Here is a 23685-nt window from a genome sequence, read left to right as displayed (position 1 = left end):
GAGGCTGATGCGGCGACTGCTGCTTTCCAATGATGATGGTGTCCACGCGCCTGGCTTGCGGGCATTACATGATGCACTGGCTGCCCATGCGAACCTGCGTGTTGTTGCCCCTGACCGTGACCGCAGTGGTGCCAGCAACTCACTCACATTAGCCCGCCCACTTGCGTTAACCGCACTTGATAATGGTTTCTATAGCGTTGACGGCACACCCGCAGACTGTGTCTATCTGGGTGTAAACGGCGTATGGAATGAACGGCCTGATCTGGTTATTTCCGGCATCAATCACGGTAGTAACCTGGGCGATGATGTACTTTATTCCGGGACAGTGGCCGCTGCGATGGAGGGACGCAACCTGGGTATGACCGCCATTGCCATGTCGCTGTGTGGAGAACGCCATTTCGGTACGGCTGCCAAAGTGGCCGCCAGTTTAATTGGCGCCGCTGACCAGTTATCGCTACCGCCGCGTACGCTGCTGAATGTGAATGTACCTGATGTGCCCTGGGAGGAAATAAAAGGTGTCAAAGTGACCCGTCTGGGCTACCGGGGGCCAGCGGAAAAGCCGTTGGCGGTACAGGACCCACGTGGACGCACGCGCTACTGGATTGCCCCTGTCGCGGATAATGCCGATGACGGGGAAGACACGGATTTTGCGGCCATTGACGCAGGGTATGTCTCCATTACCCCACTGCAAACCGATTTGACGCGCCACCCCGCGCGTAGTGATGTGCAGGACTGGTTGGATGCTTTTGCCTGAGTTATCCCCTGGCGAGCGTCGTGGGCGGGGAATGACCTCCCAGCGCACGCGGGATCGTATGGTTGAACGGCTGGTACAGCAGGGTATTCGTGATACCCGGGTGCTTGACGTAATGGCCAACGAGCCCCGGCATTTATTTGTTGACGAAGCACTTGCCCACCGCGCTTATGAAGATACCGCTTTGCCAATTGGTTTTGGCCAGACGCTTTCTCAGCCACTCACCGTGGCGCGCATGACGGAACTGGTACTACGTGCAGAACCTCGTCGAGTGCTTGAAATTGGTACTGGCTCCGGCTACCAAACCCTTATTTTATCACGATTGGTTACATCCCTTTACTCCGTAGAGCGTATATATACACTGCATGAGCGCGCCGCTGAACGGTTATGGCGTCTGGAGGCGCCAGCAACACTGGCGGTGGCAGATGGTGGCGAAGGATGGCCAGAAGCTGCACCCTTTGACGTGATTTTATTAACAGCCTGTGCGCAAATGTTGCCAGAAGCACTGCTTGAGCAACTTAGTCGCGATGGCGTGTTAATTGCGCCTCTTGAAGAACCTGATGGCAGTCAGTGGCTTACCCAAATAAAGCGGATTGGAGGGGCGTTTGAAAAACGTCGTCTTGAGCCAGTGCGTTTTGTACCCTTATTGCAAGGAGTGGTGGATTGAAGCATCGATTCCTGGAATTGTTTTTAAAAGGCGCCGGGATGGGCGCAGCCGATGCGATACCCGGTGTGTCGGGAGGCACCATTGCCTTTATAACGGGCATATATGAGGAGCTGATTAATACCATCAAGCAGTTTGGCCCCGATGCGCTGGTGGTATGGCGTCGAGGAGGTATGGCAGGCTTATATCAATATTTAAACCTGGCGTTTTTGATTCCTCTGCTGTCTGGTGTCGCGTTGAGTCTGTTCAGCGTTGCTCACTTGGCGCTCTGGCTAATGGAAAAGTATCCATTACTGCTTGAAGGGTTCTTTTTTGGCTTGGTGGCAGCGTCTGCCTTGGTGGTTGTCAACGCTGGGCGTGGTTGGAAAGTGTGGTATCTGATCCCCCTTTTGGTGGGCCTGTTATTAGCGAAAGCCCTGCCGGGCATGATGCCGTTGGTACTGATGCTGGGTAACGAAGTCCTGGTCATTATGGTGGCCGGTGCCATTGCCATTAGTGCCATGCTACTGCCAGGAGTTTCTGGCAGCTTCTTATTGCTCGCAATGGGACTCTACGGCACCATTATGGGGGCTATCCGTAGTTTAGATATCGGTATTATTATACTGTTTGGCATGGGGTGTATCGTTGGTTTGGCGCTCTTTTCCCGACTACTTTCATGGCTGCTGCGTCGCCACCACGATTCTACACTACAGCTTCTGTTGGGGTTTATTATCGGTTCATTGCCGGTTCTTTGGCCCTGGCGCGAGCTGTTACGCTATCAAATTGGCCCAGATGGGCAGATGATACCGTTGGCTTACCGTTATCTATTACCGAGTGATTATGCCGTATTGACGGGGGCGTCGGCGCAAGTGGCCGGTGTGGTGGCGTTAATGGCCGCAGGTGCACTATTGGTAGTATTGCTTAACCGTCGTGCAGTGTTGTATGCCGATCACCGTTTAACAGATGACGCGCGCGGCGTTGAAAAGGAGTAGGGTTTGCATGCGTAAGGTTTTCATGATGTCTGTGTTGGCACTGGCGATTAGCGGCTGTGCCAACCAGCAACAAGGTACCCCACAAATACGTGACTTAAGCGAGGCGCGCCGCGCGGTGGAAAGCTCGCCGCAATATACGGTTAAAGCAGGCGATACTCTGTACGGTATTGCGTGGCAACATAATCTTGATTATCGCCAATTAGCGGTGATTAACAATATTGATGCACCTTACCAGATATACCCAGGTCAGGTCATTGCGCTGCGTGAAGGGGCCACAGGAACCCAGCCTTCCAGTGGTACCGTGAGCCGCCCATCGGGTGCGGTGGCAACGGGCCTCAGGCCCCAAGCGACCGCTGTGGCAAGCGATGACCAGGAGTTGGACTGGCTATTGCCTGATGAAAGTGCAATTGAGCGTAACCAGCGCTTAACGGCGGAGCGTTCCGCGCTGGAAGCCGCCGAGCAGGTCGCAGAAGGCGCTGGTAGTGAACCCAGCCGCAGTACGCCTTCAGGTGAGACGGTAGCCGTTGCCGAGCCCTCTTCGTCATCCACACCGGAGCCTGAACCAACCCCGGCCCCTGAGCCGGAACCAGAACCAGCGCCCGCTCCAGCCACTGAGCCAGAGCCTGCTGCACAACCCAGCCAGTCGGCGCCTGACCGTTCCTCCCGTACCTTTACACCGGTGGATGAGGTCAACTGGCGCTGGCCTACAGAAGGCCAGGTGACCGGGGAGTTTGAGCAAGGCGGGTCGATTACTGCCGGGATTGATATCGCCGGACAAAAGGGGCAACCTGTTAGAGCGGCTGGTCCTGGTATCGTCGTTTATGCAGGTAGTGGCGTCCGCGGATATGGTAACTTAATCTTACTTAAGCATAACGATCAGTATCTGAGTGCTTATGCACATAATGATAGTTTAAATGTTAAAGAAAACGATGTCGTTGAGGCAGGTGAAGTTATTGCCACGATGGGTGATAGCGATACAGATAGCGTCAAACTGCACTTTGAGGTTCGCCGTGATGGGCAGCCTCAGGATCCTTTGAACTATCTGCCGTCTCGTTAACGACTTACAGGTGAACGTGACCGGTCGCGTTTCTCTGTATCACCCGGGTAGCTGAATTAAGGGCTTCATATAACAATAAATAATGGTGAATGCGCACAAGGAGTGCGGCCACCTTGATTTTTCTAAATGGCGGGTAGGTGTAATAACGGGGGTAAGACCATGAGTATGCTGGAGAAGGATCTGCAGGAGATTGACCTGGGCGCTGTAGAAGAGGCTCTGGATGACACTGATGATGATATCACAGCAGAAGAAGCGGCCTTTGAAAAAGCGCTGGGCAGGGAGGAGCGTCAATCGACTCAAAGCCTGGATGCAACACAAATTTACCTCAATGAAATCGGTTTTTCACCGCTGTTAACGCCAGAGGAAGAGGTGTATTACGGTCGGCTGGCGCGTAAAGGTGACCCGTTAGGGCGCTCCCGGATGATTGAATCCAATCTGCGTCTGGTGGTTAAGATTGCCAGGCGCTACCTTAACCGGGGTTTGACGCTTCTTGATTTGATTGAAGAGGGTAACCTGGGGTTGATTCGTGCGGTGGAAAAATTTGATCCTGAGCGTGGCTTTCGATTCTCAACTTACGCCACCTGGTGGATTCGTCAAACCATAGAGCGTGCGCTGATGAACCAGACGCGGACCATTCGTTTGCCGATCCATGTGGTTAAAGAGCTGAATATCTATCTGCGGGCGGCCCGTGAACTGACCCAAAAGCTGGATCATGAAGCGACGGCGGAAGAGATCGCCGAACACCTCGACAAGCCGGTCGAAACGGTTAAGAAAATGTTGGGGCTCAATGAACGCGTCTCCTCGGTGGATTACCCAATGGGAGGCGAAAGCGACAAGCCGCTGATTGACACACTGACAGATGATGAGGTGTTAGGCCCCGAGGCGTGTCTGGTGGATGGAGACGTGCGTGAGCACGTTGACCATTGGCTTGATGACCTGAGCGAAAAGCAGCGGGAAGTCGTGGTACGTCGTTTTGGCCTGCGTGGTCATGAAGCGGCGACCCTTGAGGAAGTGGGGGCTGAAATTGGGCTAACCCGCGAGCGGGTGCGTCAGATTCAAGTTGAGGCACTAAAGAAGCTCCGGCGTTCACTGGAGAAACAGGGCTTATCCCTGGAATCCATTTTCGAGAGCTAATGCTATTGGGCCTGGTTGGTCCATGTTCAGAATAGCGCACCGGGTTGACCACTCGGTGCGCTGTTTTTAGGTTTGGCTCTTTTATTCATGTTGCATCATTCACGCTAAGCGAGAAAAAATAATGCGCCCGCTGGAGGCTCATATTGACTTGGACGCCTTGCGTCACAATTATCAGTTGGCGTGCCGCTGCGCACCCCAGAGCCGCTCGGTAGCGGTCATTAAAGCAGATGCTTATGGTCATGGTGCCGTTGAGTGTGCACGTGCCTTGGAGGCCGATGTACCCGCGTTCGCGGTTGCCTGCATTGAAGAAGCCATCCAACTTCGGGAAGGCGGTATCCAAAAGCCGATTATCCTTTTGGAAGGTATCTTTAACGCGGATGAGTTGTCGCTGGTAGATCTCCATGGGTTCTGGATCAGCATTCATAGTGAGTGGCAGGTAGCTGCCTTATTGGCCTTTTCACCTCGCCAACCCATTCCGGTATGGCTAAAGGTTGATTCCGGAATGCACCGGTTAGGGTTCTCACCCGAAGACGCTCCCGCCGTTTGGCAGCGTTTGGTCAGTGCGCCACAGGTCACGGCATTACATCTGATGAGCCACTTTGCCACGGCAGATGCCCGTGAGGGGAGTTACTTTAACCAGCAGATGGCAAGGTTAAAATCCTTGGCAAAACGGCTTGATGCCCCGCTGTGCCTAGCGAACTCACCAGCCACTTTGGCATGGCCTGCCGCTCATGGCGACTGGAACCGCCCTGGCATAATGCTGTATGGAAGTGATCCTTTGGAAGTGGCTAACGAGACAACCCAGCAATTGCGGCCAGTGATGAGCCTGCGTTCGGAGATTATCGCGCTGCGTGAGCTGGAGGTAGGTGAACCCGTGGGGTATGGGGGGCGCTGGCGCGCCAAGCGGCGTTCCCGGATAGCGGTGGTGGCGGCCGGTTATGGCGATGGCTATGACCGCCATGCGGTGGATGGCACCCCTGTGCTGGTGAATGGCAAACGGTGCCAAATCGCCGGTAAAGTCTCCATGGATATGCTCACTGTTGATGTGACGGATCTACCTGATGCGGCCATTGGCAGTGAAGTAGTGCTGTGGGGGGGTAGCAGCGATGGTAGCGTGCTGCCGATCGATGAAGTCGCCCGCTATTGCGATACAATCAGCTATACCTTGCTAACGGGGGTATTGCCAAGAGTTCCTCGGCGCTATCATGGGGCCCTTGCTTAAACGGTTAATTAGTATGTCAAAAACGTCGTACCCTCGCTCATTTGCTCACCCACGCTACTGGCCAACCTGGTTGGCCATTGGTGCCATGTATGTTGCCGCCTGGCTGCCCTGGCGGCTTAAGCTATGGGTGGGGAAAGCCATTGGCCTGCTTGCCTGGCGCTTTATCAAGCGCCGTCGGCAGATTACAGCGACCAATATTGCCCTCTGTTTTCCAGAAAAAAGCGCCGATGAGCAGCGCAAACTGGTGAAGGATACCTTTATCGCCAACGGTATTGGCCTGGTGGAAACGGCCACGGGGTGGTGTCGCAATGCCGAGGGTTTACGCCATCGGGTGGCCTACCATGGCCAGGAGCATCTGGCGAACGCCAAGGCCCAGGGTAGAGGTGTGCTGGTGGTGGGTATTCATTTCTCGACACTGGACCTGGGTGGTGCACTGCACTCGCTATTCTTTCCTGCTGATGTGGTGTATCGCCCCCATAACAATCCGCTGTTTGAACGCTTTATGACCCGTGCCCGCTCACGTATCTTTGGTCAGGCGATTGACCGCCATGACCTGCGGGGAGTGGTGCGACGGATTAAAGCCGGGCACATTGTGTGGTATTCGCCGGATCAGGATTTTGGGCGCGATGTCAGCGTCTTTGCACCGCTCTTTGGTCAACAGGCAGCGACCATCCGCCTGACCGCCAAAATTGCGCGTATGACCGGAGCGCCTGTCGTGCCGCTTATGTTTCACCGTAACCCGGATAACCGCACTTATACGATTGAGTGTTTGCCAGCGTTTGAAAACTTCCCAAGTGGTGATGAAGAGGCTGATGCCACCCGGGTCAATCAGTTTATTGAGCGTGCTATCCGTAAACACCCCGAGCAGTATTTGTGGCTCCACCGGCGTTTTAAAACGCGCCCGGAAGGGGAAGCCAGCTTCTACTGAGATCATAAAAAAGCCGTCCTGTTGGTCTTACAGGACGGCTTTGCGATGCCTGGGGGAGGGCGATGTTTAATCGAGGTTACGCGAGTAAAAAATCTCTAGCATCTCTTTGCGCAGGCGGCTTTCAATATCCCGCGCTTCTTCAAAGGTAATATCCCGCCGTTTGGTACCGAACAGGTAATTATCCAGCTCAAAATCCTTCAGCAGCATTTTGGTGTGAAACATGTTCTCTTGATACACGTTCACATCGATCATCTGATAAGCCTGCTTGGTATCTTCTGCCAGGTAATCCTGGATCGACGTAATATCATGATCAATAAACAGCTTCTTGCCATCCACGTCACGGGTGAAGCCGCGCACACGGTAGTCCATGGTCACAATGTCAGAGTCGAAGCTGTGGATCAGGTAGTTCAGTGCCTTAAGCGGGCTGATGTGACCACAGGTTGATACATCGATATCCAGGCGAAAGGTGCTAATGCCGTTGTCAGGGTGTGACTCAGGATAGCTGTGAACGGTTACATGGCTTTTATCAAGATGAGCCACAACCGTTTCGGGTAACGGACCAGGGCCTGGTTCGGTTTGTTCGAGGTTGGGCTCATCCAGTTCATGCTCAGCAATCAGGATGGTTACGCTCGCCCCGTGGGGTTCATAATCTTGACGCGCAATATTCAGCACATGAGCACCGATAATATTAGTGACGTCTTTCAGAATCTGCGTCAAACGTTCGGCGTTGTAAAGCTCATCGATATAGTCGATATAAGCCGCACGCTGCTCCTCGGTTTTGGCGTAACAGATGTCGTAAATGTTGAAGCTCAACGAGCTGGTCAGGTTGTTGAACCCGTGGAGTCGGAGATTATCTGACACGTCCGAACCTCCCTATGGCAGATGAAGACACCCCGACGAGCCAGCGCCGGAACCGATAAATAGTTGTCACTATGCTTGCTGTATAACCTTCGCCATCATGTGCTACAAAAGGATAAAAACAAGCGGGCGTATTATGCCCGCCCATGGCGTGGTATGCATCCAGCCATGCTATTTTTTTTATGCTCATGTTAACGGGAAGGGAGCCCGATGAGCTGTCAATAAGAGTGGCTGTATGGGTGAAGCGGTCTGATAAAGCCCTATGGCAGTTCAAGCGTCAACAATCTCAAATGAGTGAGTTATTTCAACACCACCCTTTGTCAACATAATAGAGGCGCTACAGTACTTTTCCGCTGAGAGTTCAACGGCACGCTGCACCTGCTTCTCTTTCAGGCCCCTGCCGGTCACAACAAAGTGGACATGAATTTTGGTGAACACCGAGGGCACTTCGTTGGCACGCTCTGCGTCCAGTTCCGCCACGCAGTCGGTCACATTGGCACGCGCTTTATCGAGGATGTTAAGAATATCAAACGCGGTACAGCTGCCCATGCCCATGAGTAGCATTTCCATGGGGCGTGGTCCGGTGTTGCGGCCGCCGTGATCGGGTGGACCATCAATCACAACGCTATGCCCGCTACCTGATTCCGCCACAAACTGGCGACCATCTGTCCATTTTACCCGTGCTTTCACGTTGCTCTCCTCATCTCAGCGACGAAAGGTAAGTCGCGCAGCATAACATTTCTAGTCGGTGGCGCACTGCCTCATCACGTCATTCATCGTACAAGGTGCTGTTCTTGCCTTTTGTCAGGGTGGTGACCAGCCACCCTGGGTAATGGCGGTTAGCCCTTTGGTATCGGGGTTGTAAAGGTAAATCCAGGCCTGGCCAAATCGCGTTGGCATCAGCACGCGTTGGTATTCGCCCTCGTTGGGTGCATGGGGGCGGTGGTCTTCAAGTGTATCCAAATCAGTCAGTTGTGCTTCAGTCACACGATACACTTCAAGCGCTATACCCTGGGATCTCTGCTGCTTGGCTCCAGGGTAGGGGCCAATGTCGTAAAGGGTAAGCGCGCTGGAGACCTCATGGCCCACCCACTCGGCATCACTAAGCCAGTGAGCGTTATTAAGCCCCCGTTTAAGTGTTCCATACACAGCGACCAGCGGCGACATTGCAATATCGGCGGCTAACGTCATAGGTTACCTGTGTTTAAGTAAATGGCGTTCAAGGGCAGCCAAACGCTCAGGTGTGCCGACATCCACCCACTGGCCTGAAAAATATTCGCCGCTGACACGGTCTTCTGCCATGGCCTGTTTCAGCAGCGGTGCTAATGCAAAAGCACCGGGGGAGCTACCAGCCAGCAACTCGGGGTGCAGAAGGCTAATGCCCGCAAAGGTAAGCAACTGTGGACCGTGAGCCGTTACCCGGTTGTCCATCAGACTAAAATCACCGTTAGGGTGGTGTTCCGGATTATCGACCAGGATCAGGTGGGCCAGGTCGTTTTTTTGCAGCATGGTACTGGTGGGCAGGTAATCACACCAAACGTCACCGTTTACCAGTAAAAAGGGGGCGGCACCTAGCAGCGGCAAGGCCCTATAAATACCACCACCGGTTTCCAAAGGTGCTGCCTCATGGCTCCAGTGGATGCGCAACTGGTAGGCTGTCCCGTCGCCAAGAGCCGCGATAATCTGCTCGGCGCGGTAGCTGACATTGATCACAACTTCTTCTACACCCGCACGCTGCAAGCGTTCAAGGTGGTGGACGATCAGTGGCTTGCCCGCGACGGGCAGTAACGGTTTGGGGCAGTTGTCTGTTAGTGGCCGCATCCGTTTGCCAAGTCCGGCTGCTAAAATCATCGCTTTCATAAGGTGGCGTCCGTTAGCCGGTGAGTAATGGCGGGGCGCAGTGTGTCACGTACCCAGCGGCTAAAGTCACTGTGCTGAGGAAGTGCGCCAAGGCTATCTTCCAGGTGATCCATAAAGTGCGGCAAGCGGGCTAGATAGCCAGGTTTGTGGTCACGTAATGTAAGGCGGCAGAAAATGCCGAGCACTTTCAGTGCACGCTGTGCCGCCATAGCATGGCACTGGCGGATGAAGGCGGTTTCGCTGGTTTGATGAGTTAAGCGGCCATCCTGGCGTGCCTGCTGATAAAACGCATGTGCAAGCTGGTTAAACTGCTCCTGTGAAAAGCGCCAATAGCGGCCTCGCAGCAGGGATATGACATCGTAGCTGATCGGGCCGGCCACTGCGTCCTGAAAGTCGATTATATAAAGGCGCTGATCCAGCACCATAATATTCATCGCATCAAAATCCCGGTGAACACTCACAATGGGCTGCTCCAGGGCCTGGTCCATCAACTGCGTACGCAGTGCTGGCCAACTTTCCGGCGTGGGTAGAGAAAGCCACTGTTGAAGGCACCACTCTGGAAAGAGATCGAGTTCACGCCCAAGTAGCGCCGCATCGTAAGCGGGCAGCGCATTGGGGTTGGCGCGGTTTTGCAACTGTGCGATCAAAGCCAGCGCCTGGTGGTGGTATTGCTGGATGCTTGGCTCATCAGTGAAATAAGCCTGTAGCGGCGTATCGCCTAAATCGTCCAGCAGTAAAAAACCGGCGGTCAAGTCGCAGGCGTGGATGTTAGGTACTGGAAGTCCTGCTGCATGCCAACGCCTGCCGATGGCGACAAAGGGAGTGGAATCCTCTTGTTCCGGGGGGGCGTCCATTACAATTCGGGAGGTGCCGCAGGGCAGCATCAGCCTGAAGTAGCGCCTGAAACTGGCGTCACCACCAGCGGGGGTTAGGGTAATATTGGCGCGGTTAAGGCCGTATTGTTCAGCTACCCATCGGGTGAGGGCGTCAATCCTGGAAGATGACATGCAAGCTCCTTGCTGGTCGGGCATCATGCGGCCTGTATAATACCGATTCTGTATGCCAAGGATAACGAACATGGGCAAGCGATTTTCTCGCACCGTACCGGTCGCGCGCACGCTGTTGGGCAGTTTGCTCGCTGGTGCCTCGTTTTCAGCAGTGGCCCAGGGCCAGTCGTTACCTGCTGAAGCGCTTGACTGGCAGCCTTGGGGGCAGGATGAAGCGTCAAATCAACTGTGTCGGGGACGCTATGTGATGCCCGGCTACCGCTTGCCAGCAGAACAAAACCCCGAAACGCTTTCAGTTGAAACCCAAGAAGTGGATTACGCAGCAGATGGTGAAGCGCTGCTACGGGGTGATGTGGTGTTGCGTCGGGGCAATGCCGAACTGGAAGCCGAGCGTGTCTTTCTGCCTGCCAATCGGGAGCAGGTGGATGCCGAGGGGAACCTGGTACTTCGTGATGGTCAGGCGCTGCTGCGTGGCGACGACGCCACCTTGATGCTTAACGAGGAGCGTGCAAGGTTAAGCAACAGCCACTACGTGCTTTATGAGCAGCATTTGCGGGGGCAGGCCAGCCAGCTTGAGCAGACCGGTGAGGATATGTATCGCCTGCGTGATGCTACCTTTACCTCCTGCGACCCAGGTGCCAATAGCTGGCAACTGGTGGGGAGTGATATCAGTCTGGATCAAGCCGAAGGCTTTGGTACGGCGCGCCATGCTCGTCTGGAGGTTAAAGATGTGCCGGTTTTTTATTGGCCATGGCTACGCTTTCCAATCGATGACCGCCGCCATACGGGATTGTTATGGCCCACGATTGGCTTTTCCAGTGAAGGGGTTGACTATGCCCAGCCGTTTTACTGGAATATTGCGCCCAACCATGATGCCACGATTACACCGCGTTGGATGTCTGATCATGGCTTGTTGATGAATGGTGAATATCGCTACCTGTTTGCTGAGAGTCAGGGCACTATTGAGGGCGGTTATTTAAGCAGTGATGGCGGCAGCAGCGCCGGGGATAACCGTTTTGAGGGCGAAGACCGCTGGTACATTGACGCCTATCATACCGGGCGGGTCAATGAGCGCAGTGACTACAATCTGCGCTATGGCGCTGCCAGCGATGGCCGTTATTTTGACGACTTTGGTGGGGAGTTTGGTAATAGTGAACGGGTCAGTATGGAGCGCCTTGCACAGGTCGATTACCGTGGTGATCGCTGGCAACTGGATGCCCGTGCCCAAGGTTTTCAGCGGTTGGAAGACCCGTTGAACGATACCGATAAACCCTTTTATCGACTGCCCAGCTTAACCGCCAATGCGGAGTGGCAACTGGGCAATGGCCTCTACAGTCAGTGGCGTTCCAACGCCACCTACTTCTGGCGGGATGTGAATGAGCGCACGGTGCCTGAACGCGAGGCGGCTATTGGGTCGCGGCTACACCTGACACCTGCGGTGGGCTGGCGCCTGGAGCAGCCATGGGGCTATATCGAGCCACGTACCGAGCTATGGCAAACCGCCTATGATCTTGACTACGGTGATCGCGTCACCGACCGGGATACCACACCTACCCGCAGTGTTGCTATTTCGTCAATTGACAGTGGGTTGGTATTTGAGCGTGAGCTTGAGCTAGGTGGACGTGACTATCGTCAAACGCTGGAGCCGCGTCTCAATTATGCTTACGTGCCACGTATCGACCAAACCCAGTTGCCTGACTTCGACAGCCGGGAGCGGGCGTTCTCATGGGATCAGCTATGGTCGCCGCACCGCTTTTCCGGCGCTGATCGCGTGGGCGATCTCAATCGTGTCTCTGCGGGTGTACAGTCACGCCTAATCGAAGACAGCGCAGGTCGGGACCGGCTGACCTTTGGTGTCGGGCAAAGCTTCTATTTCTCCGATCGTCGTATTGATAGCGAGGGTGATCCCGATACCTTGCCACCAAGGCCGGAAGATGACCCTAGCGTGAACCCTGAAAGCCGTTACCAGGCCACCCGAGACCGCTCGCCGCTAGTGACCCGGCTGGACTGGCAGATCAATGATCGTTGGAGTACCGGCTACGAATGGCTCTACGATGACCAGCGTGAACGAACCGAACGCTCTAGTGTCGATCTGCGTTATCGCCACCCGGAAGGGCATGTAGTGAACCTTGGCTACCGTTGGGAGATCGAAGGGTTCGATCCCGGTGTAGTGCCTGAGGATGACGGCTTTCGGGATTATAACCGCGAAGAGTGGGACCTCTCATTTGCCTGGAAGGCCAGTTCCCGGATTGATTTGATTGGCCGTTACCTTCACGATCAAACCAATGACCGTGCATTGGAGCAACTTGCCGGTCTGCAGTGGAACGACTGCTGTTATGGTGTGCAGCTGGTTTGGCGTGAGTGGGTAGATGATAACGACACTGCTCAGATAGGCGATGATTTCAATGATCGCGGGCTGTTTTTGCGCTTTGTATTCCGTGGCCTGGGCGGCATTGGGCAGCAAGCTGACAGCTACTTTGAGCAGGCGATTCCTGGCTATCGCCCAACACCCCTTTAACGACCTCCTTAAATGGCGACTGAAAGAGACTTTTTATGAAGATCAGAAAGACCCTGCTAACCCGTGTTTTGAAGAGCCGAGCAAAACTGCTTTCTGCGGGTAGCATGATGGCACTTTGCGTTGGAGCCAGCGTTGCGCTTGCGCCGCTCACGCTACACGCACAGAACTTTGAGTCCACTCAGCGCCAAATGCTGGATAACGTTGTGGCGGTGGTCAACGACGACGTTATTATGCGTAGCGAGCTTAATGAGCGTATCGCCCAGATTGAGCAGCAGGCACAGGCCCAGGGAGGCAATTTACCACCCCGTTCCCAACTGGCTGAGCAGGTGCTTGAGCGCATGGTGATGGATGAAATCCAGTTGCAAATGGCCCGCGAAGCCAACCTGAGCGTTGATGATACAGAACTCAACCGCCAACTGCGTACTATTGCCGAATCGAATGGCATGACTCTGGATCAATTTGCCGATGCCATAGAAGCGGATGGCATGAGCCTGGCAAGTGTCCGTGAAGAGATTCGTCGTGAAATGCTGATGCGTCAGGTGCAACAGCGTCAGATCAGTCAGCGCGTTTCAGTCAGTGAGCGTGATGTAGAACGCTTCTTGAGTCAGCAGCCGTCTCAGCAAGGGCAATCCTTTATTGAGGAAACCCGTGCCCGTCACGTACTGGTGGAGCTTACCCCCACGCGAGATGAAAACCAGGCCCGTTCCAGAGCGGAGCAGGCACGTCAGCGCCTACAGCAAGGAGAGGACTTTGCAGCGGTGGCCCGTGAGTTCAGTGACGACCGTGGTAGCGCAATGAACGGTGGAGAACTCGGCTGGGTACGCCCAGGGCAAACGGTACCGGCGTTTGAAGAAGCCATGACGTCGCTGAGCCCTAATCAGTTATCTGAGCCGGTGCGCTCCCAGTTTGGTTACCATGTGATTGAGGTTTTAGAGCGCCGTCGTCAGGATGTCACCGAAGAGAGCCGACGTGAGCAGGTACGCCAGGCGATTTTCCAGCGCCGTGCAAATGAAGAGCTGCAAACCTGGCAGCGTGAAATTCGTGAACAGGCCTTTGTGGATATTCGCCTGTAATGAGTAGCCAGACCCGCTCCCCGGTACTCATTACCACAGGTGAGCCCGCAGGCATTGGCCCGGAGCTGACACTGATGCTGGCCGCCCAAGGCAGGCTGCCTGAGAATACCCTGGCAGTGGGTGACCCGAATATGCTGCGCCAGCGGGCAGTACAGTTGGGCCTGCATGTAGACGTTGTGGAAACGGCACCAGGGCAGGGCGTAGCATCATCATCAGGTAGGCTGGCTGTGTGTCCTGTCCAACTGAAAGCCCCGGCCATCCCTGGAAGACTGGATGCGGCTAATGCCCGCTACGTCATAAACACCCTGCAAACAGCGGTGGATGCCTGTCAGGCGGGGCAGGCGGCTGCCATGGTAACGGCGCCACTGCATAAAGGGGTCATTATTGATGGTGGGTTTACCGGCTTTACCGGCCATACCGAGTGGCTACGGGATGCCTGCGGCGTGGAGGAGGTCGTGATGATGCTGGCGACCGAGGCCGCACTGCATGCACAGGTGCCCGGTTGGGCAGGAGGAGCTGATCTACGCGTAGCCCTGGTGACCACCCACCTGCCGTTGCGCCACGTGGCAGATGCGATTACCTACGAGCGGGTAATGCGTATTATCCGCCTGCTGGTTGCGGATTTAAAACGTCAGTTTGGTATCGCGGCTCCCCGCATTGCCGTGTGCGGTTTAAACCCCCATGCCGGTGAAGATGGCCACCTGGGCCGTGAAGAGCTGGATATTATTTCCCCGGCGCTTGAGGCGTTGCGCGGAGAAGGCCTGGATATTCATGGCCCTGTGCCTGCTGACACACTGTTTACCCCGCGTCACTTGGCGGGCGTTGATGCCGTTCTGGCGATGTACCATGACCAGGGGCTTGCAGTGTTAAAGTACGCTGGCTTTGGGCAAGCGGCCAATATCACGCTTGGCCTGCCATTGGTGCGCACATCCGTTGACCATGGCACTGCGCTTGATCTGGCAGGACGTGGCATTGCCGACCCCAACAGCCTCGCAGTTGCGATTAATCTGGCGCGACGTCTGGCCGACCGGCGGACGCAGCCTGCAAACTAATGCACCTGGCTTCACGAATCTTATTTCCAAGGATCACTGTTAGATGTCTCAAGTGCCCCAGCAGCACCGTGCTCGCAAACGCTTCGGTCAGAACTTTCTTCGCGATCTCGGCATCATCTCGCGTATCGTCCGCTCCATTGGACCACGTGAAGGCGATCGTCTCGTCGAAATTGGCCCAGGTCAGGGGGCGCTGACTGCTCCGCTGCTAGAGGCAACAGGGCGGTTGGAGGTGATTGAGCTGGACCGTGACCTTATCCCCGGCCTGCGTGTACAGTTCTTCAACTACCCGGACTTTGTCATCCATGAGGGTGACGCGTTGAAATTTGATTTTGCAGCGCTTAAGGGGGATGGGCCTGCACTGCGTGTGGTGGGCAATTTGCCTTACAACATCTCCACCCCGCTTATTGTCCATCTACTGACGATGGGCAATGCGATTGCTGACATGCACTTTATGCTGCAAAAGGAGGTGGTAGAGCGTTTGGCGGCGCAGCCGGGGGGAGCTGATTGGGGGCGTCTGTCGGTCATGGCGCAGTACTATTGCCAGGTGGATCAGCTGTTTATTGTGCCCCCGGAAGCATTTGTACCCCGCCCAAAGGTAGACTCCGCGATCGTCCGGCTAACCCCCCACGCGGAGTTACCGCATACCGCCGATGACCCTGCGCTGCTGTTTGAACTGGTGAAGCTGGCCTTCGGACAGAGGCGTAAAACGTTGCGCAATAATTTAAAAGGTCGCGTAAGCAGTGAAACCCTGGAGGCGTTGGGTATTGACCCGGTACGTCGCCCTCAAACTCTAAACGTGGCGGAGTATGTGGCAATTGCCAACCAGGTGGCAGCGGATGAAGCGTTAGGCGGTGAGGAGTGAGCAGGCTATCCATTGCTGTGAGTGTTACGCCTGAGTATCGCCCCTCAGAGTCCAATGATGCCGAGTCGCGCTACGTTTTTAGCTATACCGTGACACTTCACAATCAAAGCCCCCACAGCGTTCAGCTAATGGCCCGTTACTGGAAAATCACCCAGGGCAATGGTGATAGCCAGGAAATTCGTGGGAAGGGGGTTGTTGGGCAACAGCCGTTGATTGGCCCCGGTCAGCGCTTTCGCTATACCAGTCGGGCGATTCTGCAAACCCCTGTGGGGGTGATGGAGGGGGCTTATACGCTGTTAAATACCTATACGCAGCGGGCATTCGATGTACCTGTGGCACCCTTCCGACTCGCCGTGGCCAAGCAACTGCACTAACTCTCAGCATTATGATGCCTCTTTTGTAAGGGGGCACTGCCTGTTAGGTTGCCTTGAGTGGCAAGTAACCGGCCATCAGCGCTGTAACCTTAGCCAGGGTACGGAAACTCTCTTATATCGAGGCCTCCTTCGTTATAGTGGTTTATCTTTCACAATCTAACCAGGTTGTTTTACGAATGCCTGCCAGCGGCGATGCTGGTCGTCCGGTTAAGGCTATTTCGCCCTGTTTCACTGTTATTACTGGAAGGGCCTAGCGTATGAGCACTTACGCCATTGGTGATTTACACGGCTGTTATGTCGAATTTATAGCACTTCTTGAGCAACTCAACTTTGACCCTGCCCAGGATACGCTGTGGCTGGTGGGGGACTTAATCAATCGCGGTCCAGGCTCCCTGGACTGTCTCCGTGAAGTGAAAGCGTTGGGCAATAGCGTGCGCTGTGTGTTGGGTAACCACGATTTCCATTTACTGGTGGTGGCGAGAGGCGGCGGGCAGCTAAAAAAATATGACACACTGGATGATATTCTCGCGGCGCCTGACCGTGAAGGGCTGCTGGATTGGTTACAAAGCCAACCGCTGGCTGTTTACCAGGACGATGCCCTGATGGCCCATGCAGGTGTGTTGCCCTTCTGGAGTGCCCAGCAGACAGTATCGCTTAGCCAAGAGGTGCAGGTAGCCCTGTCAAGCGAGCATTCGGGGGCTTTCCTCACCCAGCTGTTTGGCAACCATCCAGATCGTTTTGTAGATGATCTGGAGGGCATTGACCGCCTGCGCTGTATTGTCAATGTATTAACCCGCATGCGTTTTATTGATGCGCAGGGGCGGCTGGATTTTGCCGCTAAAGAGGGGCTGGATAGTGCGCCAAAAGGGTTCTATCCCTGGTTCCAGTACCCACGAAACGATGATCTAAAGCTGCTGTTTGGCCACTGGGCGGCACTGGAGGGACAAACACCGGGGGCTCAAGTCAATGTCAGTGCAATCGACACCGGCTGTGTATGGGGTGGTTCATTAACGGCGCTCAACCTGGAGACAGGTGAACGAACCAGTGTGCCAAGCCAGCAGGCAGGGGGACGGTAGCGTGTTCAGGGAGGATGCGAGAATCAAAGGGCTTGAGGTATACCGGGTGGGAGGGGCTGTGCGTGATGAGCTGCTGGGTTGGCCGGTTTACGACAATGATTGGGTCGTGGTGGGCGCAACCGCTGAAGCAATGCGGCAGCGTGGCTTTAAATCGGTGGGGCGCGATTTCCCAGTCTTTCTTCATCCGGATACGGCTGAGGAGTATGCGCTAGCACGCACAGAACGCAAGTCTGGGCGTGGTTATAATGGCTTCGAGGTACATGCAAGCCCGGAGGTCACGTTGGAGGAGGATTTACTACGCCGGGATTTAACCATTAATGCCATTGCCCAGCGGGCTGATGGCGAGCTAACTGATCCCTTTCATGGCCAGCAGGATATTGAGCAGCGTATATTACGCCACGTTTCCCCTGCCTTTAGTGAGGACCCCTTGCGGGTACTGCGAACGGCCCGTTTCCTGGCGCGCTATGCTAATCTGGGGTTTTCGATTGCACCAGAAACGCTGGCCCTGATGCGTCAGGTCAGCCACAGTGGCGAGCTTGAGCACCTGGCGGCAGAGCGAGTATGGGTGGAAACGGAAAAAGCGCTGGGAGAGCCCACCCCGGCTGCCTATTTCAACACGCTACAGGAATGTGGCGCTCTGCCAGTCTGGTGGCCTGAGCTGGAGGGCAGTCTTTCAGAAGCACTGTCGTTATTGGCAAAGGCACCCGAAGGTACGTCCTTGCCACTGGCTCGCTGGCGCTATGCGTTGTTGGTTTCGGGGCTGTCCGACGACCAGCGGGACGCTCTGGTAAAACGGTTGCGCTTACCTAATGCGGTAGCCCAATTAGCACGCCATGTAGCGCTGAGTTGCCGGTTGTTGGCGGCTCCGTTAAGCGATGAGCGTGTGCTGTACTGGCTGGAAAGGCTGGATGGGTGGCGTAAGCCGGAGCAGGTAGTGGCTCAGTTGCACTTCATCCAGGGCGTGTGTGGCGAGTACCAGGCGCCATTGCGTAGTGCCTGGCAGGCAGCCAGAGATGTGAACCCCCAGGCGCTGTTAAGTGAGGGGTTGCATGGTGCAGCTCTGGGAGAAGCTCTGCGTCAACGGCGACAAATGGCTGTAGCACAGGCGTTGCATTAGTAAACCTATCGCGCCAGGGCTGCTCGGGGCTGAGGCTCTGCTTGCGACACCCAGCGGCCACGCCAATAAAAATCCACTGCCCACAATCGTTGACTGCCCAGCGTGAATTGCTGCCATAGTGATGCGTAAGGCGTGTGGCAGTCAGGGTGGCACACGCCAGGCAACAATTCCGCTAATGGTTGAAGCACAAACGCGTTATGGATAATTTCTGCCCTGGGCAGAACGATGCCATCCACGACCCCGCAGACACTGCCGACCGTTAATAAGTCAATGTCCAGCGCCCTGGGGCTGCACTTTGTCATCTCCGGTGTACGGCCATGGGCTATTTCAAGCTGCTTGGCCCACGCCTGTAGTTCTCCAGCGGACCAGCCGCTATGGAAGGCCACAACCAGATTGTAAAAGTTGCGGCTGTCCTTAAATCCTACTGGTTCACTTTCAAAGACGCGGGAGATTTGCAGAGAACCAAAGGTATCTTCAAGGGCATCCAGGCATAAGCGGATATGCTTCTCGGGATTAATGTTGCTACCCAAACTAACGGTCACCAAGCTCATGGGTGCGTTGCCTCAATGGCCTGCGGTAGTGTACCCCGGGTAATTTCCAGACCAACGCTGGCCGCCTGGGGAACGGCACCTGGCTTGCGTACGGTCAGGCGTAGCCATGTAATTGGAAACTCGCTGCGTAAACATTCAGCAAGGCGTTCGGCAAATGTTTCCACTAACGCAAACTGATGATCGTCAGCGAATCGCTGGATTCGCTGGCAAATAGCGGCATAATCCAGGGTAAGGTTCAAATCGTCCGTTGCGGCGGCAGGGCGGATATCCGTCGCAAGGGATAAGTCCAGGCTTAACGATTGAACAATAGTGCGTTCCCAGTCATATACGCCAATCACGGTGTCCACGGCTAACGCTTCGATCAAAATGCGATCCATAAGCCTTCCCTCTGCTGCAACAAGCGGGCGATTGTACTTGAGGTCGGCGCTAAACGACAGTAAGGCGATGGAGAAGTGGCCAGAACCAGAGTGAGCATGCCATGTTTTGGATAGTAGTGGGCTACCTGAGCGGTAGCTGGCTGGCGGCGCTAACGGTTTGCCGTCTGGCCGGGGTGGCAGATCCGAGGTTTCATGGTTCATGCAATCCCGGATTTTCAAACGTCTTGCGGCTTTATGGCCCCCGTTTAGCGGCTGCCACCCTGCTCCTTGACGCGCTAAAGGCGGTGCCCGCTGTGTTGGCAGCCAAGCTGCTGGCGTTGCCTGTCTGGTTGCAGGGTGCTGTAGGCCTGGCGGTGTTGTTAGGTCACAGTTATCCGATATGGTACGGGTTCCGTGGCGGAAAAGCCGTCGCGAGTGCTTTTGGTGTGCTGCTGATACTGGTGCCCGGTGTGGCACTATTTAGTGCGGTGTGCTGGGCGTTGTTGGCCTGGCGGCTACGCACAGCGGCGGCTGCATCGTTAGTGACTGCGTTGATGGCGCCGCTGGCCTGCGTGTGGTTAGCGCCTGGCTATGTGGGTGTGGTGGGCGGGCTAAGCGCCTTGGTGCTGGCCCGCCACTGGCTCAATATTCGCCGTATTCGCCGTGGTGAGGAGCCGCTCCTTCGCAAGTCGGGCGATCGGGGAGGGAGGGCTTAGCGGGCCTCGGGTGGCTCCAAGGTATTCAGTGGCCAGCGTGGCGTGGCCTTCATGATACCGCCCTCATCCTGTTCCCCTGCTGCCAGCCGTTGGGCACCCACATAGGCGATCATGGCGCCGTTATCCGTGCAGAAACGCCCGCGTGGATAATAAGCGTGAGCCTGGCGCTTCTGGGTTTCAACGCTCAGGCGTTCACGTAGACGCAAATTCGCACTCACACCTCCGGCTACGACAAGACGCTTCAGCCCTGTTTGGTCCAGAGCTCGGCGACACTTGATGACCAAGGTGTCCACAACCGCCTCTTCGAACGCGCGGGCCACATCCGCCCTGGCCTGATGATCCAGTTCCCCTGCCGTATCCAACTGGCGGATTGCGGTGAGTGTGTGGGTTTTTAAACCTGAAAAGCTGAAGTCCAGACCGGGGCGGTCGGTCATGGGGCGCGGAAAGCGGAATCTCTGTGGGTCACCCTGTTCGGCAAGTTTGGCTACCTGCGGCCCACCGGGATAGGCCAGTCCCAGCATTTTGGCCGCTTTATCAAATGCTTCACCTGCCGCATCATCCACTGATTCGCCAAGCAGCCGGTAGTGGCCAAGCCCCTGAACCTCCACCAGTTGGGTGTGGCCGCCGGAGACCAGTAAGGCCACAAACGGGAATTCCGGTGCGTCATCTTCCAGCATTGGAGCCAGCAGGTGGCCCTCCATATGATGCACGCCCAGTACGGGGATGCCCAGCGCGCGGGCCATGCCATGGGCTGTACTGGCACCCACCATCAGTGCGCCCACCAGGCCGGGGCCTGCGGTGTAGGCAATGCCGTCAAGGTCGTGCCGGGTAAGTTTGGCATCGGCCAGCACCTGCTCAATGAGGGGCAGCAGTTTGCGGGTATGATCCCGGGAAGCGAGTTCGGGTACCACGCCGCCATATTCAGCATGCATGGCGATTTGGCTGTATAGCGCGTCGGCCAAAAGGCCGCTGCCACCCGTCTGTGAGGTGTCGTAAAGCGCGACGCCCGTTTCGTCGCAAGACGTTTCAATGCCCAGTACGCGCATAACAAAAGAACCCGTTGAAAATAAGCGGAGAAAGCGAAGTAATTGCTAAACGGGCTAGTCTAGCATTTGCAAAGATCGTCAACCACGACTAGACTACTGTGCGCTGTAAAAACTGGGTCGTACACTGTGTTTGCAGTGTGCGTACTATCCGAACTCAAGACTCCTTAAGGTAGGTGAGTGCTTAATGCCTTCTGTAAAAGTACGTGATAACGAGCCGTTTGACGTCGCCCTGCGTCGCTTCAAGCGTTCTTGCGAAAAAGCTGGCGTTCTGTCTGAAGTACGTCGTCGCGAGCACTATGAGAAGCCGACTGCTGAGCGTAAGCGCAAAGCGGCAGCTGCCGTAAAACGTCACGCCAAGAAATTGCAGCGTGAGCGTAAGCGTTTCGAACGGCTCTATTGATCCGTACCTGGGGAGAGCCAGTGCAGTTTGCTGGTTGTCTCAAGAGGGATGCCAAGCGGCCGCCACCAGGTGGCCGTTTGTTTTTCATTTTGTATCATGGTTTTTTGCGTCGTTTAAGGTGATCAGACGTGATGTCTGGTGATGTTAAATACGCCTGATTGCGCCCAGCGCGAGGAAGCCCGCAGTTCATGGCAGGCCAGATCCCACAGCGTTTTATAGACGACTTGCTTGGCCGCGTTGATGTGGTCGAAGTGGTGGGGGAGCGTGTGCAGCTTAAAAAAGCTGGCCGCAACTACTCCGGCTTATGCCCTTTCCATCAAGAAAAAACGCCTTCATTTACCGTCAGTGCCGACAAGCAGTTTTATCACTGCTTTGGTTGTGGCGCCCACGGTAATGCGCTGCGCTTTTTGATGGAGTACGACAAGCTGCCATTTCCCGAGGCGGTTGAGCAACTGGCCGGGCGTTTGGGATTGGATGTTCCCAGGGAGGGGGGGGATGACCCTCGTGCCCATCAGCGGGAAAAAAAGCGCAAAGAAGGAGTTAATCTTCTGGAGCTTGCCGCCAGCTTCTATCGTGAGCGGTTAAAAATGCAGGAAGGCCAAAGCGCGCAGCGCTACCTGCAGAGCCGGGGATTGTCGCCAGAGGTGATCAATACCTATGGCATTGGTTATGCCCCTGGAGGTTGGGAGGCACTTAAGCATCACCTGAGCGAGCGAGGTATTGGTGAACCTGTGCAGGTGGAGTATGGGTTGCTGATTCATCGCGAAGACACGGGGAGAACCTATGACCGTTTCCGGGATCGGGTGATGTTTCCCATTCGCGACCTGCGGGGGCGCACCATTGCCTTTGGCGGCCGTGTTATGGGAGATGAGCAGCCCAAATATCTCAATTCGCCGGAAACCCCCGTTTTTCATAAAGGCCGTGAACTGTACGGTTTGTACGAGGCGCGCCAAGCTACCGCCAGGCTTGAGCAGTTGGTGATGGTGGAAGGTTATATGGATGTGGTGGCCTTGGCTCAGTACGGTATTCATAACGCCGTGGCAACGCTGGGGACTGCGACGACCGAAGATCATCTAAGTCGCCTGTTTCGGCTGGTGAGCCGCGTGGTCTTTTGCTTCGACGGGGACCGGGCCGGGCGTCAGGCGGCTAGCCGGGCCCTTGAAACGGCGCTGCCGATGATGATTGATGGTCGCGAGGCACGCTTTCTGTTTCTACCGGAAGGGGATGATCCCGATACCCTGGTTCGCCGCGAAGGCGCCGAGGCATTTCAGGATCGTGTCACCTGTGCAATGCCACTCTCGGAGTTTCTGTTCGAGCAGGCTGCCCAGGGGCGCGACCTTAATACGGTGGAGGGGCGTGAGCGATTTGCCAGCCAGGTGCTTGAGGCATTGCAAAAAGTGCCTGATGGCATGCTCAAATCGCTGCTCCTGGAAGCGCTGGCCAAGCGCAGTGGATTAGCCAAAACGCAGTTGCAGGTGCTGCTGGAAAAGCGGGTGGCGTCCAGTGCGCAAAAAGAACCGGCACACTGGGAGCCAGTGGATGAGCCGATGCTGGTGCCGCTTCCCGGGGAGCGTCCGGTAACGCGGTCGCACCGTAAGATCTCCCAGGCGCTTTCCATCGTTGACCGCATTGTGCAGCTGTTGTTACACGAACCTCGTCTGGTGTCGACGCTTCCTGAGACCCTGGAATGGCTGCCCGAGGAGGAGGATACGCCGCTTTGCCGCGAGCTGATCGCCTTACTGCGTGCAGGCCGCTATCGCAGTCCGCAAGTGGTATTGGCGCATTTTCAGGGTAGCCAGGAAGGGCAGGTATTGGCAACGCTGGCCAAGCGGGAGTTGTTGATACCGAAAGCAGCCCGGGAGGCTGAGTTGGAAGGGCTGGTTGAGCATTTGCTTGATGTGCAGCGTAAGCGCTCGCCCCGGGAAGAGTACGAAGCGTTGCTGAGTATAGTGCGCTCAGGGCAAAAGCTGGATCAGGCGCAGCAACAACGCTTAGCCAGTTTGGTAAGGGAACTTGCCTGCCATTAGGGCGGTGTTTGAAGCAGCGGGGTTGAATTTCGCTGTTTTGACACCACATACAGGGCCAGTCGCCA

The 23685-nt window shown here is 55.7% G+C and carries 25 protein-coding genes; 17 read left to right on the top strand and 8 right to left on the bottom strand.

Translation table 11 applies throughout. The features are described 5' to 3' along the window. Positions 1–7 precede the first annotated feature (7 nt). The 7 genes from surE (at position 8) to lpxL (ending at position 6727) form a co-directional block, all read left to right on the top strand. Positions 8–754 (top strand): 5'/3'-nucleotidase SurE, encoded by a 747-nt coding sequence (surE, locus tag HP566_RS18005; RefSeq protein WP_249978694.1) that lies wholly within the window; start codon positions 8–10, stop codon positions 752–754. Next, positions 741–1418 carry a protein-L-isoaspartate(D-aspartate) O-methyltransferase gene (locus HP566_RS18000; RefSeq protein WP_249978693.1) on the top strand — a complete coding sequence of 226 codons (678 nt, stop codon included), beginning with the start codon at positions 741–743 and terminating at the stop codon, positions 1416–1418. The genes surE and HP566_RS18000 overlap by 14 nt, the downstream gene beginning before the upstream one ends. Continuing rightward, positions 1415–2386 (top strand): DUF368 domain-containing protein, encoded by a 972-nt coding sequence (locus tag HP566_RS17995; protein ID WP_249978692.1) that lies wholly within the window; start codon positions 1415–1417, stop codon positions 2384–2386. The genes HP566_RS18000 and HP566_RS17995 overlap by 4 nt, the downstream gene beginning before the upstream one ends. A gap of 7 nt (positions 2387–2393) precedes the next feature. Continuing rightward, a complete protein-coding gene (locus HP566_RS17990) occupies positions 2394–3443 on the top strand; it encodes a peptidoglycan DD-metalloendopeptidase family protein (RefSeq protein WP_249978691.1) in 1050 nt (349 codons plus the stop codon). A 159-nt stretch (positions 3444–3602) separates the two neighbouring features. Continuing rightward, complete coding sequence (gene rpoS, locus HP566_RS17985; RefSeq protein WP_249978690.1) at positions 3603–4577, top strand: RNA polymerase sigma factor RpoS; 975 nt, start codon at positions 3603–3605, stop codon at positions 4575–4577. 121 nt (positions 4578–4698) lie between these two features. Further along, positions 4699–5799, top strand: a complete 1101-nt coding sequence (gene alr, locus HP566_RS17980) for an alanine racemase (RefSeq protein WP_249978689.1) — start codon at positions 4699–4701, stop codon at positions 5797–5799. A gap of 13 nt (positions 5800–5812) precedes the next feature. Further along, on the top strand, positions 5813–6727 hold the full coding sequence (lpxL, locus tag HP566_RS17975; protein WP_249978688.1) for an LpxL/LpxP family Kdo(2)-lipid IV(A) lauroyl/palmitoleoyl acyltransferase: 915 nt from the start codon (positions 5813–5815) through the stop codon (positions 6725–6727). A gap of 66 nt (positions 6728–6793) precedes the next feature. Here the strand turns inward: lpxL and speD are convergent, their stop codons facing one another. The 5 genes from speD to HP566_RS17950 form a co-directional block, all read right to left on the bottom strand. After that, positions 6794–7588 carry an adenosylmethionine decarboxylase gene (gene speD, locus HP566_RS17970; RefSeq protein ID WP_249978687.1) on the bottom strand — a complete coding sequence of 265 codons (795 nt, stop codon included), beginning with the start codon at positions 7586–7588 and terminating at the stop codon, positions 6794–6796. 267 nt (positions 7589–7855) lie between these two features. Next, positions 7856–8275, bottom strand: a complete 420-nt coding sequence (locus HP566_RS17965) for an OsmC family protein (RefSeq protein WP_249978686.1) — start codon at positions 8273–8275, stop codon at positions 7856–7858. Between the two features lie 114 nt (positions 8276–8389). Then, the gene (locus HP566_RS17960) at positions 8390–8776 is read right to left on the bottom strand and encodes a gamma-glutamylcyclotransferase family protein (protein WP_249978685.1); all 387 of its coding nucleotides are present in this window, start codon (positions 8774–8776) and stop codon (positions 8390–8392) included. Between the two features lie 3 nt (positions 8777–8779). Beyond that, positions 8780–9445: an N-acetylmuramate alpha-1-phosphate uridylyltransferase MurU gene (murU, locus tag HP566_RS17955; RefSeq protein ID WP_249978684.1), complete on the bottom strand. Its 666-nt coding sequence runs from the start codon at positions 9443–9445 to the stop codon at positions 8780–8782. Further along, positions 9442–10452, bottom strand: coding sequence for an aminoglycoside phosphotransferase family protein (locus HP566_RS17950; RefSeq protein ID WP_249978683.1), 1011 nt, complete (start codon positions 10450–10452; stop codon positions 9442–9444). Before HP566_RS17950 ends, murU begins: the two co-directional genes overlap by 4 nt. Positions 10453–10522: 70 nt before the next feature. Here HP566_RS17950 and HP566_RS17945 point away from each other — a divergent pair, with 70 nt between their 5' ends. The 7 genes from HP566_RS17945 to HP566_RS17915 all read left to right on the top strand — a co-directional run bounded on the left by HP566_RS17945 (position 10523) and on the right by HP566_RS17915 (position 18524). After that, positions 10523–12970 (top strand): LPS-assembly protein LptD, encoded by a 2448-nt coding sequence (locus HP566_RS17945; RefSeq protein WP_249978682.1) that lies wholly within the window; start codon positions 10523–10525, stop codon positions 12968–12970. A gap of 35 nt (positions 12971–13005) precedes the next feature. Next, the gene (locus tag HP566_RS17940; protein WP_249978681.1) at positions 13006–14043 is read left to right on the top strand and encodes a peptidylprolyl isomerase; all 1038 of its coding nucleotides are present in this window, start codon (positions 13006–13008) and stop codon (positions 14041–14043) included. Continuing rightward, positions 14043–15095 carry a 4-hydroxythreonine-4-phosphate dehydrogenase PdxA gene (pdxA, locus tag HP566_RS17935; protein WP_249978680.1) on the top strand — a complete coding sequence of 351 codons (1053 nt, stop codon included), beginning with the start codon at positions 14043–14045 and terminating at the stop codon, positions 15093–15095. Before HP566_RS17940 ends, pdxA begins: the two co-directional genes overlap by 1 nt. 43 nt (positions 15096–15138) lie before the next feature. Further along, a complete protein-coding gene (rsmA, locus tag HP566_RS17930) occupies positions 15139–15957 on the top strand; it encodes a 16S rRNA (adenine(1518)-N(6)/adenine(1519)-N(6))-dimethyltransferase RsmA (protein ID WP_249978679.1) in 819 nt (272 codons plus the stop codon). Continuing rightward, positions 15954–16331 (top strand): Co2+/Mg2+ efflux protein ApaG, encoded by a 378-nt coding sequence (apaG, locus tag HP566_RS17925; RefSeq protein WP_249978678.1) that lies wholly within the window; start codon positions 15954–15956, stop codon positions 16329–16331. Before rsmA ends, apaG begins: the two co-directional genes overlap by 4 nt. Positions 16332–16588: 257 nt before the next feature. Next, complete coding sequence (locus HP566_RS17920) at positions 16589–17407, top strand: symmetrical bis(5'-nucleosyl)-tetraphosphatase (protein WP_249978677.1); 819 nt, start codon at positions 16589–16591, stop codon at positions 17405–17407. Between the two features lies 1 nt (position 17408). Beyond that, the gene (locus HP566_RS17915; protein ID WP_249978706.1) at positions 17409–18524 is read left to right on the top strand and encodes a polynucleotide adenylyltransferase; all 1116 of its coding nucleotides are present in this window, start codon (positions 17409–17411) and stop codon (positions 18522–18524) included. A 5-nt stretch (positions 18525–18529) separates the two neighbouring features. On the opposite strand, the gene folK is transcribed toward HP566_RS17915, so the two are convergent. Next, the gene (gene folK, locus HP566_RS17910) at positions 18530–19075 is read right to left on the bottom strand and encodes a 2-amino-4-hydroxy-6-hydroxymethyldihydropteridine diphosphokinase (RefSeq protein WP_249978676.1); all 546 of its coding nucleotides are present in this window, start codon (positions 19073–19075) and stop codon (positions 18530–18532) included. Continuing rightward, a complete protein-coding gene (gene folB / locus HP566_RS17905; protein ID WP_249978675.1) occupies positions 19072–19452 on the bottom strand; it encodes a dihydroneopterin aldolase in 381 nt (126 codons plus the stop codon). Before folB ends, folK begins: the two co-directional genes overlap by 4 nt. 101 nt (positions 19453–19553) lie before the next feature. Between folB and HP566_RS17900 the strand changes: the two genes are divergently transcribed. Then, complete coding sequence (locus HP566_RS17900; RefSeq protein WP_249978674.1) at positions 19554–20147, top strand: glycerol-3-phosphate acyltransferase; 594 nt, start codon at positions 19554–19556, stop codon at positions 20145–20147. On the opposite strand, the gene tsaD is transcribed toward HP566_RS17900, so the two are convergent. Continuing rightward, on the bottom strand, positions 20144–21193 hold the full coding sequence (tsaD, locus tag HP566_RS17895; protein ID WP_249978673.1) for a tRNA (adenosine(37)-N6)-threonylcarbamoyltransferase complex transferase subunit TsaD: 1050 nt from the start codon (positions 21191–21193) through the stop codon (positions 20144–20146). The two genes, HP566_RS17900 and tsaD, sit on opposite strands and share 4 nt — an antisense overlap. A 184-nt stretch (positions 21194–21377) precedes the next feature. Here tsaD and rpsU point away from each other — a divergent pair, with 184 nt between their 5' ends. Together rpsU and dnaG are read left to right on the top strand one after the other, a co-directional pair. Next, positions 21378–21593: a 30S ribosomal protein S21 gene (gene rpsU, locus HP566_RS17890; protein ID WP_016416934.1), complete on the top strand. Its 216-nt coding sequence runs from the start codon at positions 21378–21380 to the stop codon at positions 21591–21593. A gap of 188 nt (positions 21594–21781) precedes the next feature. After that, positions 21782–23620, top strand: coding sequence for a DNA primase (gene dnaG, locus HP566_RS17885; protein ID WP_249978672.1), 1839 nt, complete (start codon positions 21782–21784; stop codon positions 23618–23620). Positions 23621–23685 lie beyond the last annotated feature (65 nt).

Source organism: Vreelandella olivaria (assembly GCF_023507745.1).
GTDB classification, from domain to species: Bacteria; Pseudomonadota; Gammaproteobacteria; order Pseudomonadales; family Halomonadaceae; genus Vreelandella; species Vreelandella olivaria_A.
Note: the sequence above shows the minus strand (reverse complement) of the source record. Positions and strands in the feature narration are given on the sequence as shown.